This window comes from Candidatus Izemoplasma sp. (genome assembly GCF_982632705.1).
Genome location: NZ_CEXEES010000005.1, coordinates 1 through 17,529, shown reverse-complemented (window position 1 = coordinate 17,529; position 17,529 = coordinate 1). Strand labels below are relative to the sequence as shown.

The following is a 17,529-nucleotide window of genomic DNA, read 5'->3' as shown; positions in this document are numbered from 1 at the left end:
CCACTAGTCAACATCCATATTTATCTCATCTGAAATTATATTTTGAATCATCTGAACATCATTGTTTATTGACTCCAATAAATCAATATATTCTTCTAGCAATACGTGATTTTTTACAATCTCATATTGTACATCGTATTCGCTTCTTATATCGCTTAATTTAGCGTTTTTAGTGTTCTCTGCTCGTACAAGTTTCTTTTGTAATTCTTTTAATAATTCGTACTCTTTTTTCAGGTTTTTATCGTGGTCAATTATGTATTCAAGCTCTTTATATCTCTTTATAGACTCATCGTTGTTTAGTGCAACGATTAATTCTTTTAAGTTATTCACTCTGTTTACCAATTAAATGCCATGTTTTCGCTTCTGTGACATCAACCTTTACAATTGTACCAATTAATTCTTTGCCACCTGCAAAGTTTACTAATTTGTTATTTTCTGTATAACCAGCTAGTATTGCATCATTGTTTTTACTAACACCATCAACAAGTACTTTAACTGTCTTTCCTTCAAATCTTTTTGTACCTACTAAAAAGCCGTCATTCACTATTTTGTTAAGTTTGTACAATCGTTCTTTCTTTTCTTCTAATGTCATATCATCTTCGAATTTGGCTGCTGGAGTACCTTCACGAGGACTGTATACAAATGTATATGCCCCTTCAAATCTACACTGTTTTACTAGATCTAATGTTTCCTGGAATTGCTCATCTGTTTCTCCAGGGAAACCAACTATGATATCTGTCGTTAATGATGCATGTGGTATGTATTTATATATATTTGCTACTAACTCTAAATAGTCTTCTTTAGTATATTTACGATTCATTCTTTTTAATACTTCATTATTCCCAGATTGTACTGGAAGATGAATGTAAGGCATTAAATTTCCTTGTTTTGCTAGAACTTTTACAGTTTCTAAATCGAAATCTTTTGGGTGAGACGTTGTAAATCTAACTCTTTCTATCTCTAGATCATTCAATTCTTCAAGTAGGTTACTAAATGTATACTCTTTGTCGGTAAAATCTCTACCGTAACTGTTTACGTTTTGTCCTAGTAGAGTAACTTCTTTATACCCTTGCTTAATTAGTTCTTTGATTTCATGAATTATGTGTTCTTTATCTCTTGAACGTTCTTTACCTCTTGTGTAAGGAACAATACAGTATGTACAAAACTCATCACATCCATACATAATGTTAACCCATGCTTTTTTAGTGTTCTCGCGTATTTTAGGCATATTCTCGACAATACTACCTTCTTCGCTAAATACTTCGATTACACGTTCTTTTGATAAAACCACTGTTTCTAAGTATTCTGGTAATTTGTATATATTATGAGTACCAAATACTAGATCTACATGTTGAACTTTTTTTAGAATTTTTTCTACTACTTTTTCTTCTTGTGGCATACAACCACACACACCTAAGATAAGTTCTGGGTTGTTTCGTTTGTATTTTTTTAGTCTTCCTAGTTCACCAAATACTCTGTTTTCAGCGTTTTCTCTGATTGCGCATGTATTTAACAGTATTAAATCAGCATGTTCAAGAGTATCACTTTCAACGAAATCTAGTGCTTCTAGGATCCCTCTGATTTTTTCTGTGTCTGCTTCATTTCCTTGACAACCAAATGTTTCTATTTTGTATGTTTTTCCTTTACCAAAACCTTTAATGGTGAAATATTCATTAAAGTCGATTGTTTCAGTTTCTTTTGATTTTCTTTTTCTTGCATCTTTGATTGAAGGTTTAACGAAGTATTTTTCGTAGTCTTTTGCCATAGTATCACCGTTTCTATATGAAATTAATATTTATGATTGCTCATAAATATTAATTGCTTTTATTGTATTTCTATCTGTATCAATTATGACACAGTTTACTTGTAGTTCTTTTGCTAAAGATTCTTCTATTCTATTAGGAAGACATGTTGTTGCCTTTTTAACAATTAAATCTCTGTCAGCCCCTAGTATTCCGTATAGTGGACCTGTCATACCAACATCTGTGATATACAGTGTTCCCTTTGGAAGTTTGATAGCGTCAGCTGTGGGAACGTGTGTATGTGTTCCTGTAACTGCGGTTACTCGTCCATCAACGTAATGAGCGAATGCTAGTTTTTCACTTGTAGCTTCTGCGTGAAAATCGATAAAGATATAATCACTATCTACTTCTTCTAAGATTTGATCTATTTTATCATATGGATTGTTTAATGCATCACCCATAAAAATACGTCCCATCATATTAATGACTGTGACTGTTTTATCATTATACTTCAGTGTAATATACCCTTTACCTGGAACGATGTCTGGGTAGTTTGCTGGTCTAATGATGTTTGTATCATCAATGTATTCTAATAGATCTTTCTTTCTAAATGTGTGGTTACCCATAGTAACAACACTAATTCCCATACTCATCACTTCTTTGTAGATTTTTTGGGTAATTCCAAATCCTTTATCAATGTTTTCTCCATTGATAAAAATCATGTTTGGTTTATATTCAGTTTTTAGTTTTGGTAAATACTTATGAAGTGCTTCTTGTCCTCGTGTCCCATATACATCTCCAAAAATCAATACTCTCATATAAATCCCTCTATTCTAGGTATCTTTATAGATACGAGATAATTGTATCAAATATTGAGTTAAAGTCAATCAAATAGATATAACTTATGGATTTTAAACATTGATTAATGTATCATAAAATTATAGGAGGAAATGATATGATAGAGGTTAGTATTATTCACAATGAAACTGAGTTTTTAGAACACAATCAGATTATTTTATTACTGAAAGACCAGATGGAGTTTATTGGTAGCCCTAAGACAAATCAGGAAATACTAGATATAATAAAGTTAATGTTTAAAAGTGAACAGGCTAAGTTAATGGTTATTGGTAATCAAGGACATGTTATTGGATTTTGCTTTTTCAATATTGCGATTGGGATGGAAAGTGCTGGAAAGTATATATGGATAAATGAAATGCATGTCCATCAAGCATATCGATCAAAAGGATATGGTTCAATTTTGTTTAAAGAACTTGAGAAATGGTGTAAGGAAAATCACATTGTTAGAATAATGGGAATGATGGATGACACTGAGGATAGAACTAGAAAATTTTATGAGAAGCAGAATGCAAAAATATACAAGCAAGATATATTCTCTTTAAAACTATAAAAAAAGACATTTAAAATGTCTTTTTTTTATTATTTTATAACCATTCCCAACCGATGTAGTAACCGTCTATGAATAATACTAAGTAAACATCACTACCACTGTATCCGCCACCCCATGTAACTGCGTAAGCTTGAACTATCTCATCGGGAACGATTCCTGCTTCTAAGATTAAGTCAGCATATGTAGTAATTCCTAATCCAACTAAGTATGCATCAGCACGTACTCCAGTGTCGTCAGTAATTTGTCCATCAACTGATACTAAATCATAATCTGCATGTTTTTCAATTGCATCGAATACGTCAGTAAATAACATATTTGTATCATACAATTTATATACACCTTGATATACTGAGAAGACATATAAGATTTCTAAGTTTGAACCCGTTGTAACGATGTATGACTCGAATGAATCAATTGATGCATCTTCATCAATAATCGTTTCTAAGTCTGGATAAATATAACTTGAAAGATTGTTACCATCTTTGTAACTAACTAATGTATCCTCATTCATGATTAAGTCGCCTTCTATTACGTCATAAGCATAATCCCACTCATCAACTTCGATTCCATTTTCTACGTAAATCGGACCATTTAAAGCACTTGAGAGTGCATTGAAACTCCATAATTCATTTACTAGGACACCATTCATATCAACATATTCTACCTCTATATTAGCAGTACTTGTATCGATACCCCAGTTAATTGTAAATCCAGATTTATTATCATCTCTATAAACGTCAAAGAAATCAATTGGACAAAGTAGATTACCACTGATTCCTGAAACTTCTAGATCTGTACTCGCAGTCATTATTGGATGGTAATAACCATAATAAACAGGTATATCCTCATGAACAATATCTATGCGGACATGATTAACATCATCATATAGTATTTCTTCGTACTGTCTTTCAATTTCTAGCCTCATTGCTTCTAGATATGTATTACCATGGGTTCTAAAGGTTAAAGTGATTTCAATGACTGTTGGATTCTCTTCTGTCCCAGCTGTATAGTGGCCATCAGCTATAGCTTGTTCAACTGCTGATCTAAATAGAGTTCTTGCCTGAGTCTCATTGAAACCATAATCATCACCAGTAAACTCATTGTAAACTGCTTGCCCTGCTTCACTACCTCTAAACGTCATACCTGACTGATTATCCAAAAAGTATGATGATGAGAAATATGTTGTCGCTGGAAGATATGTGTGCCCAACTTCAACTGTTAAGTGCTCTCTATCTATTCCATAGTATAAAGCTTGTTTCATTTCTGTATATCCTAAGATTGGTTCTGGAACGAATGTTTCAGATAAACCAAATTCAGGGTATTGTGCGATAAATGCATCACGATTAGCTTCAGTTCCAAATCCATTGATTTGTAATCTCCAAGTAGTTGCACCTGGGCTTACTTTAACACGTGGATCTTGTCCATAAGCATCAACTTGAGATGCAGGAACAGCAGCTGTATCTAAACGTCCAGCTAAGAATTCAGCGAAAATACTATCTGAACCATCAACGAAACGATATTGGTAACCAGTATAGTGGAACATTGCGCTATCTGGATGTGCATCATTTTTCTTGAATGTTAAGAATTGTCCTGGAGTCCAAGTTTCGAAGTAGTATACACCACTTGAAGCTACTTCTTCAGGAGTTAATCCGTAAGAACCTTCTTCTCCACCTAATGCCATGAATAATTCTTCATTGATAGGAGTTAAAGAGTTAGCGAACATATATTTTATGTCGAATGCAGTTTTTTCAGTTGTGAATTCGATTTCTAAAACATTAGTTTCACCATCAGCCATACGTAATCCAACTTCATCAAATGTTACTGAACCAGCTAAATAATCAGAAATTCCTTTTACACCATGTGTAATGAAATCTCCACCACCAGAGATAGCTCTAAACCATGAGTTATCTAAAGCGTGTTGCCATGTCCATAAGTAATCATTTGCGTCTAATACTTCATGTCCTGCGGGTAATCCAGAAACATCAGTATCTGGATGGTATGTCCACGTTAATCCGTCTTTAACAGGAATTTGCCAAACGTAAGAATACACTGTACCGTTTTGCTCAGTTCCGTTAACAGCGACAGGTTCACCGTCAGCTAAACTACCATTAATTTCGTAACCAGTTTTTGAATCATCAAAGTAGAAATCATATAGTCCACCTGTGAATAATTCAACAAATTCAGAAGTGGCTCTATCATAAGCTTCCCAAGGATTTAATACTTGAGGATCCGTGTTGAATGAACAACGCCAAGTGTATTCTCCAGGATTACCGTAAACGTCATCGTACATAAGTACCGTTGAATCGTCAGCAGTAAATTGAGAAAACGGAGCCCCAAATGCCATAACTCCATTATATGTTTCACTGAATAATTGTGTTCTTTCAGAGAACATTACACGTGCCGCACTTCTATATAGAGGTACCCCACCTGTAACTGTATCTATAAGATATGATTCTAGTGCGGCAAACAAATAACTTTTACTATCAACATCTAAGTACCTTAAGTCATATAAACCAGTTGTATTCATTTCTGAAACAAGAACATTTACAATGTATAGTGCTTCATTTCCTGATTCATCTGTCAGTTTAATAGTAACGTCATATTCACCAATCACGTCATAATTTATATTATCTTCAATTACTTCTACTGTAATTGAATCATTATAATTGTCATCAACTATAAAATTAATTTCTGAGAAATTAATAGGTGTACTACCTAATCTTACTTTTAAAGTATCTCGAAGCATTATTGGTGCTTCTAGATCGACAACGTTAATCGTTCTTACTAATATATGTTCATAATCGATAAGAGAATACTCACAAGTATACGTCATAACAACCGCTGTATCTATATCGCATGTTGTTGTATACTCTAACGAGTTGTCTTCCCAATCTAATGCGATTACTCCAGCATCAGTATATTCAAGTCCAAATTCAATGTTAACTTCACTCTCACCAACTAATTCAAAAGTATAAGAAGGTTCTGTAATAACCTCTTCTTTTGGTTCACAAGCAAACAAAAACAACAATAAAAATGATAATGTTAGTATTGTTGTTAATCTTATTTTAATATTCATATAATATCCCCCTGTTTACACAATGTATTAAATATATTATACCATAAAATAACGGTAACCTGTAAGCACCTGTTCATAAGTTACAGAGTTATACTCATATTTTTAGGTAGAGTTGCTAAAATATTATGACAAAGATATGAAAGAGGTTAATATAATAATTATGGGAATGATCGATAAAGCTGCAAATGAAAAGACATCTAGGATGTCTTTTTTTTAGAACACTATAGCACTAAAAATCAATATTATTGAAGAAGCGGCTGCGACATTACTGAGTACAGCATATCTTATATACAAATACAATTGTTCACTATCATATAGTAAGAAATATGAAATAAATGCTTCTACTGTGAAACAACCAATGATTAATCCAAGAATAGGGATTATGGAATCGGTCATGATGAATTGGTTATTCAAATAACCATAGAGCAAAAGAAATGAAGTTAATGATAGTGCAGTTACAAATAATATATATAAATAATGTAATGTTTTATTCATAATCTTCGGTTGTAATCCTTGTCGGTTATGGATTAATGATTTAACAACCGATATAATCACAGAGAATATGGCAACAATGAATAGACCAATTGCAAAGAATAAGCTAGTGTAGATATGTACATTAGCTTCAAACTCAAAGGTGATTGTGTTGAAATATAATCTAATATCTCTTTCTTGATAAAATCGTTCATTAGGTACCTCTATGGTATCACTTATGGTTATTGTATCTCCATTTTCATCTATATACACAAGTTTTATTGAAGATAAAACATCAGGTAAAACATCTATGTTAACATGTTCAAATATTGAAATCCAATACTCTTGTCTACATGTTGAACTCTCGATATGAGCACAAAAGCTAACCCATTCACCATCATCTAAGTAATCGTATGATTGGTAGTTTGGATGTTCTTGTCTAAAACTCATGTTTACTTCGCTAGTATAGTAACCAGATAATTCAGACTTTAATACTAGCAAATCAATATGACCTTCTAGTTCCTCGTCATCGTATTCGACAAATAAATTTCTACTGTTGGTTGGTTGAGAAGCATATACGGTTTGAATAGATAATAATGTTACTATAACCATCATTACAATAATTAAAGTTTTTTTCATGATGTTAGCCCTCCTATAAAGTCCTAAGATAAACACTTAAAAATTATCCCTTACTTATTAATGTAATTATATCACAATTGTCTACATTCTGTATTATTAGTCCTTATCAATGTTTTATTATATAATAAGGGTAAGAACGAGGTGATTACATGAAAGATTCATCTTATCGTAATGAAGCTACATTGTTTCAAATAGGTTCTTTTGCTGGTAACAATGCAGCGACAGGAGCTTTATCTTTAATCTTTACTGGTTTCTTTTTAGCGTATGGTACGAATGTGTATGATTTTCATCCGTTAACGATTGGGGCAGTAATGATGGGTACTAGAGTTCTTGATGCATTTACCGATCCATTGATCGGTGTATTAGTAGATCGTACTAATACACGATTTGGACGATTTAGACCTTGGATATTTTTCGGGGCCATTTTAATGAATATCTCATTCATTTTATTGTTCTGGGGTATTGATTTTGGTAGTAGTGGTTTAAATCTATTATGGATAGTATTTATGTATTCTATATGGGTTATTGGATATACTTTCCAAACTACAATAACAAAGGCAGGACAGAATGTTTTAACAAACATTCCTAGACAGAGAACATTATATAGTGCGATTACTCAGTTCTATTCTATGTTTCTACTTCTGTTTATATATACTATTATGGTTCCATTCTTAGATAACTATGGTGGGTTCACATCAGCGATAGCGTGGAGGAACTTAAGTATTGTAATGATTGGGATCCAATCATTATTCACTATTTTATCTCTAATAGGTTTATGGAATAAAGATAAACCTAAATACTATTTAAAAGAAAAAAGCGAACATCCTAAGGTTAAAGACTATATAGATATGTTTAAGAACAATAAAGCATTGATGATGTTGATTATAGCGGCTTCTACTAATAAGACCGCTAACACTATGGTTAACGGTCTTGTCTTATTCTTTTATGTGTATGTAGCACAGGATGTAACGAATCAGACTAGAGTTACACCGACTATGGGGATCGCAATGGCATTAGCCATTGTGTTAACCACTATCCTTACTAATAGGATAGGTAGAAAGAAAGCATTCTTATTAACTTCTAAAGGTGCATTTCTATTTGGACCAGTGGCATTCTTACTAATTGCCTTCTCTCCAACACCAACACCGTATTTAGTACTTGTATTAATGTTTGGTTTATTCGCATTCTTAACAGCCGCTACAGAATTAAACATCATACCAATGATTGGAGATACTGCGGATTATGAGTATTCATTATCCGATAAGTTTGTCCCTGGGATGATTGGCTCAGCGTTTAGTTTAATAGATAAGTTTATTAGTAGTTTTGCTGGTTTGTTTAATGGTTTAGTTCTTGGATTATTAGGATATGTTAGTTTCACTGAAACTGATCCTAATAATACTATGTTCTGGGGTATATTAATTACGATAACCGCAGTGCCTACTTTAGCTCATTTAGCTAGTATAATAGCGATTAAGTATTATCCAATTGAAGATCATTAGATTAAAAAGAAAAGCCCATAATGGGCTTCTTTTTTTTGAATTTTTTTAATACATTTAAATTAGGTTTCCTCAATAACTGCTACTATTTCTTTAAAATTCTTAAGTACTACATCTATTGTTTTACTACAAAACTGAGTACCTTTATTATTTCGTAGTTCTTTAATACAATCTTCTTCTGATAATTTATTGCGGTAAAGTCTATCTGTTAGCATAGCATCAATTGCATCTGCAACACCTATGATTCTTGATTGAATTGGTATTTTGTCTCCTTTTAATCCTCTTGGATATCCTAGACCATCTGGTCTTTCATGATGACAAAATACATACTGTGCTATATCTCTCATTGTAGAAACAGAGTTAAGTATTCTATATCCAATTTCAGAATGTTTTTTAATTTCACTGTATTCTTTTGGAGTTAGTCTACCTTCTTTGTTAAGAATTGAAGTAGGAACTATTATTTTACCTATATCGTGTAGTAGTCCTGCCGTTCTTATCACACTGGTTATGTTTTCTCCTATAGCCATGAATTCAGATATTTTAACAGATAATTTAGACACTCTCTTTGAGTGTGCTTCTGAATACTCATCTTTCTGATTGATTGTCGCAATTATAGCTTCAATTATAGAACTTCTGTTAGAAGGTACTTGATTAAGTTTCTCACGATACATCCAATCCTCAGCCTCAGTAAACATTTCTCTAAGTGTTTTATTCTCTTTCATAGAAGCATAACCGACACTTACAGATAACGAAACACCTTCAATTTTTATTTTTTTGATTTCCCGATCCAATTTTTTTATTAAGATATTAATTGAACTTTCAGATTTTCCATACGGAAATACTGCAAATTCATCTCCACCAATCCTAAAAATATCTGAATTAACAAAGAGCTTTAGTAATAGGTTAGCTGTTTCTATAAGTACTTTATCACCGCTTATATGTCCAAATGCATCGTTTATAAGTTTTAAACCATTAACATCAAGCAAAATAATTGAAACTGGTATCCCGTCCATTTCTTTAAGTTTAGGATATTGGACTTCAAAATAATTCCTATTAAATAATCCAGTTAAATCATCATGGTATGACTTATATGATAATTTCTCATTTGCATCTTCTAAATCAGTATATGCTAGTTCCAATCTTTCTTTACTGTGTAAAACTTCTAACCTTGCCTTATTTCTATTACTAACACTTACAACAAGTGTGATAATAATAACTGTTTGGAAAATCAGAAAGATACCTGCAGTAACAATGTAACCAGTGTATCTCTCAAATATATTGTATTCTCTATTGATAAACTCAACATCATTAGGTAATCGTTCACTAGAATAATTGTATTCGTTGAATACTTCATAATTTATCATATACACATTGGGGCTATCATCAACTAAACTAAAATCATCAATGTTTGTCCCATCAAGTACAGATATTGCGATATAAGCTGCTGTTTGTGCTTGTGAATAATGAGATACAACTTTACCACCTATCAGACCATCTTCGATACCGTGTTCAAACAAATGATATATTGGCTGATTTGCCTCTTCTAACATTAATTCTAAACTATCTTCAAAATCATAAGTAACATTATCAACATCCTTTAAAGCTGACAATAATATCAAAACAGAGTCATCATTAACTTGACTCAGTTCACTTAGGAATTCTGCCATTGATAACTCACTCATATCTATTTTTCCAAAAGTGTAATCATTATAATCTGACTCTACATCATAGAATCTAACTAAATCTGATTGTCCCGAAGTAGTATTATCAGATAGCGCAATTATATTTTGTGCATTAGGATTCAATGCTAATGCTAAATCTATTGTATCTTCTATTGAAATTCCTTCTACAACTCCCGTTACTCCTGTTTCTTGTGCATATGCACTGGCATTTGAAGTATTATTTACTCCGAAGAATATAATTGGGATTCCAGGAAGTAAATCATCTCTATGTTCCATCACGAAATTAATAGCATTATCATCTGATGTAATTACAAGATCATATTCAGTCTGAGACAACTTGTAAGTTAATAACTCTTTAAAATTCTCTATATTCTCATCATTATAAAATCTCTTTGAATCCATAAACTCAACATCGATAGTAACTGGATAACCCTCAAATGTCTCCATCAGCCCATCTATCTGTTGGAAATATGTAGGGAATGCAGATGAATATGATGAAATGAAGAGAATTCTATTCTCATGAATTTCACTTTGATTGGAACTTTCAACTTGAGTGCTGCTAAATACGACAACAATCAACATCATTAAAGTAACAGTAACACTAAATAAGTAAACAAGTTTTTTTCTCAGCTTCATTCTAGTAACTCCTCCGTCAACCCAGTCCATAATTCAGATTATTAACATGAACAGTAAAATTATTAAATAACTATGTATAGTAATTGTATCATATAAATAACACGATTTTCGCTCTATTTTAGATAAATACGCTAAAAAAAATAAAAAACATATGAAATTTCATGTTTTTTATGTTTTTATCAGAAAAAGTTAATCAATAAATTGAAACTATGTAAACAAAGTCTAATGTACCATTACCTCTTTCAACTGTATACTCAATTTCACATATCGAGTCTGTTTTGTATCTTGTCTTTTCCCATTCAGAATAGATGATTTTTTTTGCATTTGGGATTTGGTTTTCATTAATACTAGTACAAGTAAATTTGATGGCTTTCTTGACATCAAATTCATGGTGTTCTAGATTATCTTTTTTAGTTTTAATACCAGCTAAGAAATGATACTTCTTTGCATATAAATCAACATCATACAACACTCTATATACAGTTGGATTTGATCTATATGGATTATCTATATTGTATAAGTTACTAAAGGTACTAGTAAACTTGTTTAAGAAGTACTGTGTTTCATCATAGTCTTCTTCATAGATGAATGTGGATGTACCGTAAAACTCATATGTTTGGTTTTCTAGTATTTCATACTTAATAGATATTAGGTTTCTATTTGGGACATCAAACTTAATCACAGGAAAATGAGTATATACTGTAATCTTATTCTTTCTCGCAATTGATGGGTTTATCCCATGGATTTGTTTAAAGGCTCTAGTGAATGCTTCATTAGAGCCGTAGTTATATTTTATAGCGATATCTAATATACGAGTATCTGTATGAGCTACTTCGTATGACGCTACTGTGATTCTTCTATTTCTGATATACTCTTTTAAGGTATATCCAGAAATCGCAGAAAACATCTTAGAAAAATAATGATAACTTACATTAGCGTTTTTTGCGATGTGTTCTAGCTTGATATCGTCTTTTATGTTTTCTTCGATATAATCAGTTGCTTGATTTATTATTTCTAACCAGTTCATATTATCACCACTTCAATTTTATCATATTGATTTATATTCACAAAATAGGTCAAGTGTCTTTGAATATAAACTGTTATTATGTTTATAGTTACTCAGGTATAGTTGATCCTTCTTTATATCCTGTCCCTATCTTGTTTATACCTGAGTAATAGGAATTATCTAAACCGTATAACAATGGTTTTATCTTATTAAGAATAAGTGAATCATTCTTGATAAGATCATTATCGATAAAGGTTTTATCTACTTTACAAACATAGATGACACGTTGTTCTACTGTTATACTATTTACAACATCAACAATCATATTGATTGGTGATGTATCAATAATAGGTAACTCGTCAATTATACTAGATTTGAATAGTGAACTCTTATCTTTAGATGAGGCACTATGGATACCACAGTAATCAACCTCTTTCATCATTGAAGATGATGTACTGTTTATAGAGAAACGTTTATGTGTTTCTATATACTTAGTTGCTTCGTGGTTCTTATGTAAAGAAACCATCACTAATGGCGGATTTAATCCCGCAACTGCGATATCGCCAATTGTTGTGTAATTTGCTTTATCACAGTAGATTGTCCCTATTAAAACAATCGTTGTTGGATGGATTAAAGGATACGGTTTAATTGTTTGTTTCATATGCATCACCTACTTATATTATTTGGAGGATATTATGGATTATTTTGAAGATATGTGGAGAAAAAAGATTAAGAAGAATGTTAAAGATATAGTGTCAGTTTCTGATAGTACTCTTATATCTAATATAGATGCTTCTGATCCTATACCTTACACCAAAGAATTAATTAATACATTAAAAGAAAATACTATTGAAGATAAGATAAAAAGGATATTTTGTAAGAGTGCTTGTCATATACCTCATGAGAAACTAGAGTCCGCTAAACTAGTATATGAAGACACTAATTCTATTGAAAGTGCAAGACTCGTACTAGAATCTTCCTTTAGAAAAGACATAAAGGAATATAAGAACCTCACAGACAGTCAAGTACAGCTAATCCTAAACAGAGGTTGGGGATTAGCGGGAAAACTAATAGACGGCAAAATTATAGCGACAAAGATACCTTCAAAGTTTCATGAGTATTTCTTAGAAGAAGATACCCAGAAGAAAAAGTACTACTACTGTCACTGTCCTAGAGTGCGAGATGCATTTTTAGAGAATGATTCCATTGATTCTATATATTGTAATTGTGGTGGTGGATTCTACCAGGATGTATGGGAATACATCACTGGCAAGGAAGTTAACATCAATCTACTGAAATCACTATTTGATGGTGATCAAGTATGTCAGTTTGAGATTGAGATATCTACTAATAGTATACACGATTCTAGATCATAGGTTTGACATAAGTTGTTTATATCTATCAATACTTATGGTTCAAGATTATTGATTCCCAAATCTTATAAGATGAACCTAAGTAAAAAAGACCACAGAATTTCTGTGGTCTTTTGCTTATTCTTGTTCATGAAGTAATCCATCTAATGCTAGCGCTTGGAATACAAAATATAGTAACGTTGTAATCGATATAAATATTCCATAATAACCCCATACATCCCATGATACATCGTAAGTATTTCTATTATAATCATCTACTACTCTAAAGAAGAGTAATACGAATGAAGAAAACTTTAGATACAGTAGAACTGCTGTGATTGTTATGTAGATTCCACCTCTTTTATAGACATTTAGATACTTAATCACTAAAAAACTTGAGGCAAAGATAATAATCGTACTAGCCATTTTAATTATCAATGCATACCCTAATATTTCTGATGGTATATACATCTGATAGGAAAACAGTAATTCAACAAACTCATATAGTACATAAGATACACTAATGATTCTTACTAGTTTCCAATCACCTGTCATTAAGAACTCGGTTCTTATAAACAGTATTATTGGTATTGGTAATGTTGCGATAAATCTTATTGGTGCTGTTATAGTTATATCTATATTGAAACCATTTAACGTTATAGGTATTATGAAATACAATACTATAACGTATGTAAGTAACATAATAATTAAGTTCTTCCTTTTCATATGAGACCCCCGTAATAATTGATAGATGTATTATACTACTCTACTAGTAATATCTATATACATGTTTTGTCATGTTAGGTCTAATTATACTATGGTTAAAAGAAAATCGATACATACAATCTAATATAATTTGTCATAATTACTACCAAAAAAACGGTCTTTTTAAGATAGTTTAATGTATATATACAACCGAAAACGTTAAAGAAATCTTTTGGGGGGTCAATATTCTTTGATGCAGTATATAATAGTACAAAACAGTACCATATACCAACAACATCTATATCATATTGGGGGGGAATATCAATGCCGTATGAAAATAAGTACCTAAGTTTATTATCAAAAGAATTCACTTCTGTTCAAGAAGTAAGTACAGAGTTAATCAACCTTACTGCGATACTTAACTTACCAAAAGGAACAGAACACTTTATCTCAGACATTCATGGTGAATATGAAACATTTAACCATTTCTTAAAAAATGGGAGTGGGGTAACTAAAAATAAGATTGATATTTTATTCCCAGAGTTCACAGAAGATGAAAAGAACACATTAGCGTTCTTTGTATATTATCCTAAGCAGATGATTGCAAAATACGAAGAACAATTAGAACCAGGTGAATTTAATCAGTTCATCAAAACAAAACTCTTAGAATTAATTAAACTATGTAATCAATTATCACAAAAATACACAAAGAGTAAAGTACGTAAAAGTCTACCAAAGACGTTTAGTTATATTATTCAAGAGCTTCTGTATGAAGACCGTAATCAAGATGATAAGATTGAATACTATGATTCAATCTTAAACGCAATATTCTTAACCAAAAGACAAAAGAACTTCTTAATCGAGTTATCATACTTAGCACAGCGTCTAACGATAGACCGTCTTCATATAGTTGGAGACATTTATGACCGTGGTACTGGTGCACATCTTGTAATGAATAAGATTCAAAAATATCATTCAGTTGATATTGAATGGGGTAACCATGATGTTATCTGGATGGGGGCTGCTTCTGGTAGTAGAGTAGCTATTTGTAATGTTCTTAGAAACAGTGCTAGATACAATCTACTAGATACATTAGAAGAAGGATACGGAATAAATCTTCTACCTCTATCTCAATTTGCTCTTAAGTACTATAAAGATGACACTTGTGAGATTTTTAAACCTAAATCAGCCAATGTCATTGATGAAGACAGAATCAAGCTAGTAGCTAAAATGCATAAGGCACTCGCAATCATGCAGTTCAAACTTGAAAAGAGTTTGGCTGATCGAAATCCTACTTTTGATTTTGAAGATAGATTATTACTTGACAAGATTAACTTCAATGATTCAACAATCACATTAAATGGAATCACATATCCATTATTGGACACTAGTTTTCCAACCGTTGATCCTAGTGATCCATTTAATCTATTAGAAGATGAAATTAAAGTTTTAAATCAACTTCAAAGAGCGTTCTTAAACAGTGATTTACTTCAAACACATATTAAGCATTTATTTAATATTGGACAAATGTATTTAATCTATAATAACAATCTATTATTCCATGGATGTATTCCTTTAAATAAATCAGGGGAACTTGAAGAACTTGATATCGATGGAACATTATATAAGGGTAAAGGGTTATTTGACAAACTAGATCAAAAGATACGATCTAGTTACTTGAATAGATATAGTCCAAATAACAAAGAGAAAGATTACTTTGTATATTTATGGCAAGGTAAGAAATCACCTTTATTTGGTAAAGATTCAATGAAAACATTTGAACGTTACTTTATTAAAGACAAAGCAACTCATAAAGAAACAGAGAACTCATACTTCACTCTTCGAGAGGATAAAGATATTCTAAAGAATATTTATGATGAATTTAATATTGATTTTGCCACATCAAAAATAATCAATGGACATGTCCCTATAGATATATCTGTGGGTGGGAATCCAATTAAGGCTGACGGTCGTATATACAGTATCGATGGTGGAATGAGTAAACAGTATAGCGCTAAAATCAATATCGGTGGATATACATTAGTTAGTGATTCATATAAACTATTCTTAATATCTCATGATCGTTTTGATACAAAAGAGAAACTGATTAGTAAAGAAAAAGATATCATCTCTGTAGTACAATCTGAAGAGATGAACCGTAATAGGTTATATATGTATGATACGAATAAAGGTAAGAGTATTCAGTCTCAAATTGAGGATTTATATAAATTATTAGAAGCATATAGACAAGGTGTCTTTAAAGAGACTAAAAAAAAGTGAATCACGTAAAGTGATTCATTTTTTATTTTATCTATGTTGGTCTAGCATTATGATATTGCCATCAGGATCTGTAAGAGTAAGATGATCAGGACCAGTATCTTTTTCTGTTTTCTTTGTAAGCTTTAATCCTTCTTTTAAGTAACTTCTTTCAATATCTCTAATGTCATCAAATTCTGATAGACTAGTAGCGTCTTGAGCCCAACCAGGATTAAAGGTAAGAATGTTTTCCTCAAACATTCCTTGGAATAATCCAATAACTGTTGATCCATTTTTTAGGATTAACCAGTTTTGGTTTATGTCTCCACCCATATTAACAAATCCTAGTTTTTGATAGAAATCTAGTGATTTCTTAATATCTTTAACTGCCAAACTAACTGAGAATGCACCTAATTTCATAATAGCCTCCTTAGAGTATGTTTTTTATAAGTTCATTGTATCATTTTAAAAGTATTCGCCTTTACCATAAGCACTAAAAAAGATATTACAGAGTCTGTAACATCTTTTATTTATGTTTTATTGAAGAAGTAAGAAAATACCTGCTGCAATTGCTGAACCGATAACTCCGGCTACATTTGGTCCCATCGCATGCATTAGTAAGAAGTTTTGTTTGTCTTCTTCTAATCCCATTTTATGAACAACACGTGCAGCCATTGGTACTGCGGAAACACCTGCTGCACCAATCATTGGGTTGATTGGTTTCTTTGATATTTTGTTCATTATCTTAGCGAATACTACACCACTAGCTGTCCCGAATGCAAAGGCGATTAAACCAAGTCCTATAATGCTCAGTGTTTGAACATTTAGAAATGATTCTGCTGATGTCTTAGCACCAACTGTTAATCCGATAAGGATTGTGATTATATACATTAAAGAGTTATTCGCATGTTCTGCTAGTTTTGGTACTACTTGTGATTCTTTAAGTAGGTTACCAAACATGAACATTCCAATAAGTGGTACTGAACTAGGTATGATTAATACGACAATGATCGTTACTACGATAGGGAATACTACCTTTTCTAGTTTCGATACAGTACGA

15 protein-coding genes are annotated in these 17,529 nt (G+C 31.8%); 4 read left to right on the top strand and 11 right to left on the bottom strand.

Annotated elements, in window-relative coordinates; all coding sequences use genetic code 11:
• Window positions 1-3: 3 nt before the first annotated feature.
• Genes AC2LE6_RS01315 through AC2LE6_RS01305 form a run of 3 tightly spaced genes read right to left on the bottom strand, consistent with a single transcriptional unit; the run spans window position 4 to window position 2,560 of the window.
• Window positions 4-330 carry a YlbF/YmcA family competence regulator gene (locus tag AC2LE6_RS01315; protein WP_484477430.1) on the bottom strand — a complete coding sequence of 109 codons (327 nt, stop codon included), beginning with the start codon at window positions 328-330 and terminating at the stop codon, window positions 4-6.
• Window positions 323-1,765, bottom strand: coding sequence for a tRNA (N6-isopentenyl adenosine(37)-C2)-methylthiotransferase MiaB (gene miaB, locus AC2LE6_RS01310; RefSeq protein ID WP_484477429.1), 1,443 nt, complete (start codon window positions 1,763-1,765; stop codon window positions 323-325). The genes AC2LE6_RS01315 and miaB overlap by 8 nt, the downstream gene beginning before the upstream one ends.
• Before the next feature lie 30 nt (window positions 1,766-1,795).
• Entirely contained in the window at window positions 1,796-2,560 is a 765-nt protein-coding gene (locus tag AC2LE6_RS01305) for a TIGR00282 family metallophosphoesterase (RefSeq protein ID WP_484477428.1), read from the bottom strand.
• A 137-nt stretch (window positions 2,561-2,697) separates the two neighbouring features.
• Here AC2LE6_RS01305 and AC2LE6_RS01300 point away from each other — a divergent pair, with 137 nt between their 5' ends.
• Window positions 2,698-3,150, top strand: coding sequence for an N-acetyltransferase family protein (locus AC2LE6_RS01300; RefSeq protein WP_484477427.1), 453 nt, complete (start codon window positions 2,698-2,700; stop codon window positions 3,148-3,150).
• Window positions 3,151-3,184: 34 nt separating this feature from the next.
• Here AC2LE6_RS01300 and AC2LE6_RS01295 read toward each other — a convergent pair whose 3' ends face one another.
• Together AC2LE6_RS01295 and AC2LE6_RS01290 are read right to left on the bottom strand one after the other, a co-directional pair.
• A complete protein-coding gene (locus AC2LE6_RS01295; protein ID WP_484477426.1) occupies window positions 3,185-6,226 on the bottom strand; it encodes an ABC transporter substrate-binding protein in 3,042 nt (1,013 codons plus the stop codon).
• A gap of 213 nt (window positions 6,227-6,439) precedes the next feature.
• Window positions 6,440-7,336 (bottom strand): hypothetical protein, encoded by an 897-nt coding sequence (locus tag AC2LE6_RS01290; protein WP_484477425.1) that lies wholly within the window; start codon window positions 7,334-7,336, stop codon window positions 6,440-6,442.
• 149 nt (window positions 7,337-7,485) lie between these two features.
• Between AC2LE6_RS01290 and AC2LE6_RS01285 the strand changes: the two genes are divergently transcribed.
• Window positions 7,486-8,835: an MFS transporter gene (locus AC2LE6_RS01285; RefSeq protein WP_484477424.1), complete on the top strand. Its 1,350-nt coding sequence runs from the start codon at window positions 7,486-7,488 to the stop codon at window positions 8,833-8,835.
• Between the two features lie 59 nt (window positions 8,836-8,894).
• Here the strand turns inward: AC2LE6_RS01285 and AC2LE6_RS01280 are convergent, their stop codons facing one another.
• From AC2LE6_RS01280 to AC2LE6_RS01270, 3 genes are all read right to left on the bottom strand, one after another.
• Window positions 8,895-11,150: an ABC transporter substrate binding protein gene (locus tag AC2LE6_RS01280; protein ID WP_484477423.1), complete on the bottom strand. Its 2,256-nt coding sequence runs from the start codon at window positions 11,148-11,150 to the stop codon at window positions 8,895-8,897.
• A 193-nt stretch (window positions 11,151-11,343) separates the two neighbouring features.
• Window positions 11,344-12,177 carry a helix-turn-helix transcriptional regulator gene (locus tag AC2LE6_RS01275; protein ID WP_484477422.1) on the bottom strand — a complete coding sequence of 278 codons (834 nt, stop codon included), beginning with the start codon at window positions 12,175-12,177 and terminating at the stop codon, window positions 11,344-11,346.
• Between the two features lie 88 nt (window positions 12,178-12,265).
• Window positions 12,266-12,817, bottom strand: coding sequence for a flavin reductase family protein (locus AC2LE6_RS01270; RefSeq protein WP_484477421.1), 552 nt, complete (start codon window positions 12,815-12,817; stop codon window positions 12,266-12,268).
• Window positions 12,818-12,851: 34 nt separating this feature from the next.
• On the opposite strand from AC2LE6_RS01270, the gene AC2LE6_RS01265 reads away from it, so the two are divergent.
• Window positions 12,852-13,532: a hypothetical protein gene (locus AC2LE6_RS01265; RefSeq protein ID WP_484477420.1), complete on the top strand. Its 681-nt coding sequence runs from the start codon at window positions 12,852-12,854 to the stop codon at window positions 13,530-13,532.
• 114 nt (window positions 13,533-13,646) lie between these two features.
• On the opposite strand, the gene AC2LE6_RS01260 is transcribed toward AC2LE6_RS01265, so the two are convergent.
• Window positions 13,647-14,234: a hypothetical protein gene (locus AC2LE6_RS01260; RefSeq protein ID WP_484477419.1), complete on the bottom strand. Its 588-nt coding sequence runs from the start codon at window positions 14,232-14,234 to the stop codon at window positions 13,647-13,649.
• 303 nt (window positions 14,235-14,537) lie between these two features.
• On the opposite strand from AC2LE6_RS01260, the gene AC2LE6_RS01255 reads away from it, so the two are divergent.
• The gene (locus AC2LE6_RS01255; protein ID WP_484477418.1) at window positions 14,538-16,493 is read left to right on the top strand and encodes a fructose-bisphosphatase class III; all 1,956 of its coding nucleotides are present in this window, start codon (window positions 14,538-14,540) and stop codon (window positions 16,491-16,493) included.
• A gap of 27 nt (window positions 16,494-16,520) precedes the next feature.
• Here the strand turns inward: AC2LE6_RS01255 and AC2LE6_RS01250 are convergent, their stop codons facing one another.
• Both AC2LE6_RS01250 and AC2LE6_RS01245 read right to left on the bottom strand, forming a co-directional pair.
• A complete protein-coding gene (locus tag AC2LE6_RS01250; RefSeq protein WP_484477417.1) occupies window positions 16,521-16,889 on the bottom strand; it encodes a VOC family protein in 369 nt (122 codons plus the stop codon).
• 117 nt (window positions 16,890-17,006) lie between these two features.
• On the bottom strand, window positions 17,007-17,529 hold a 523-nt coding region (locus AC2LE6_RS01245), incomplete at its 5' end, for a sodium ion-translocating decarboxylase subunit beta (protein WP_484477416.1).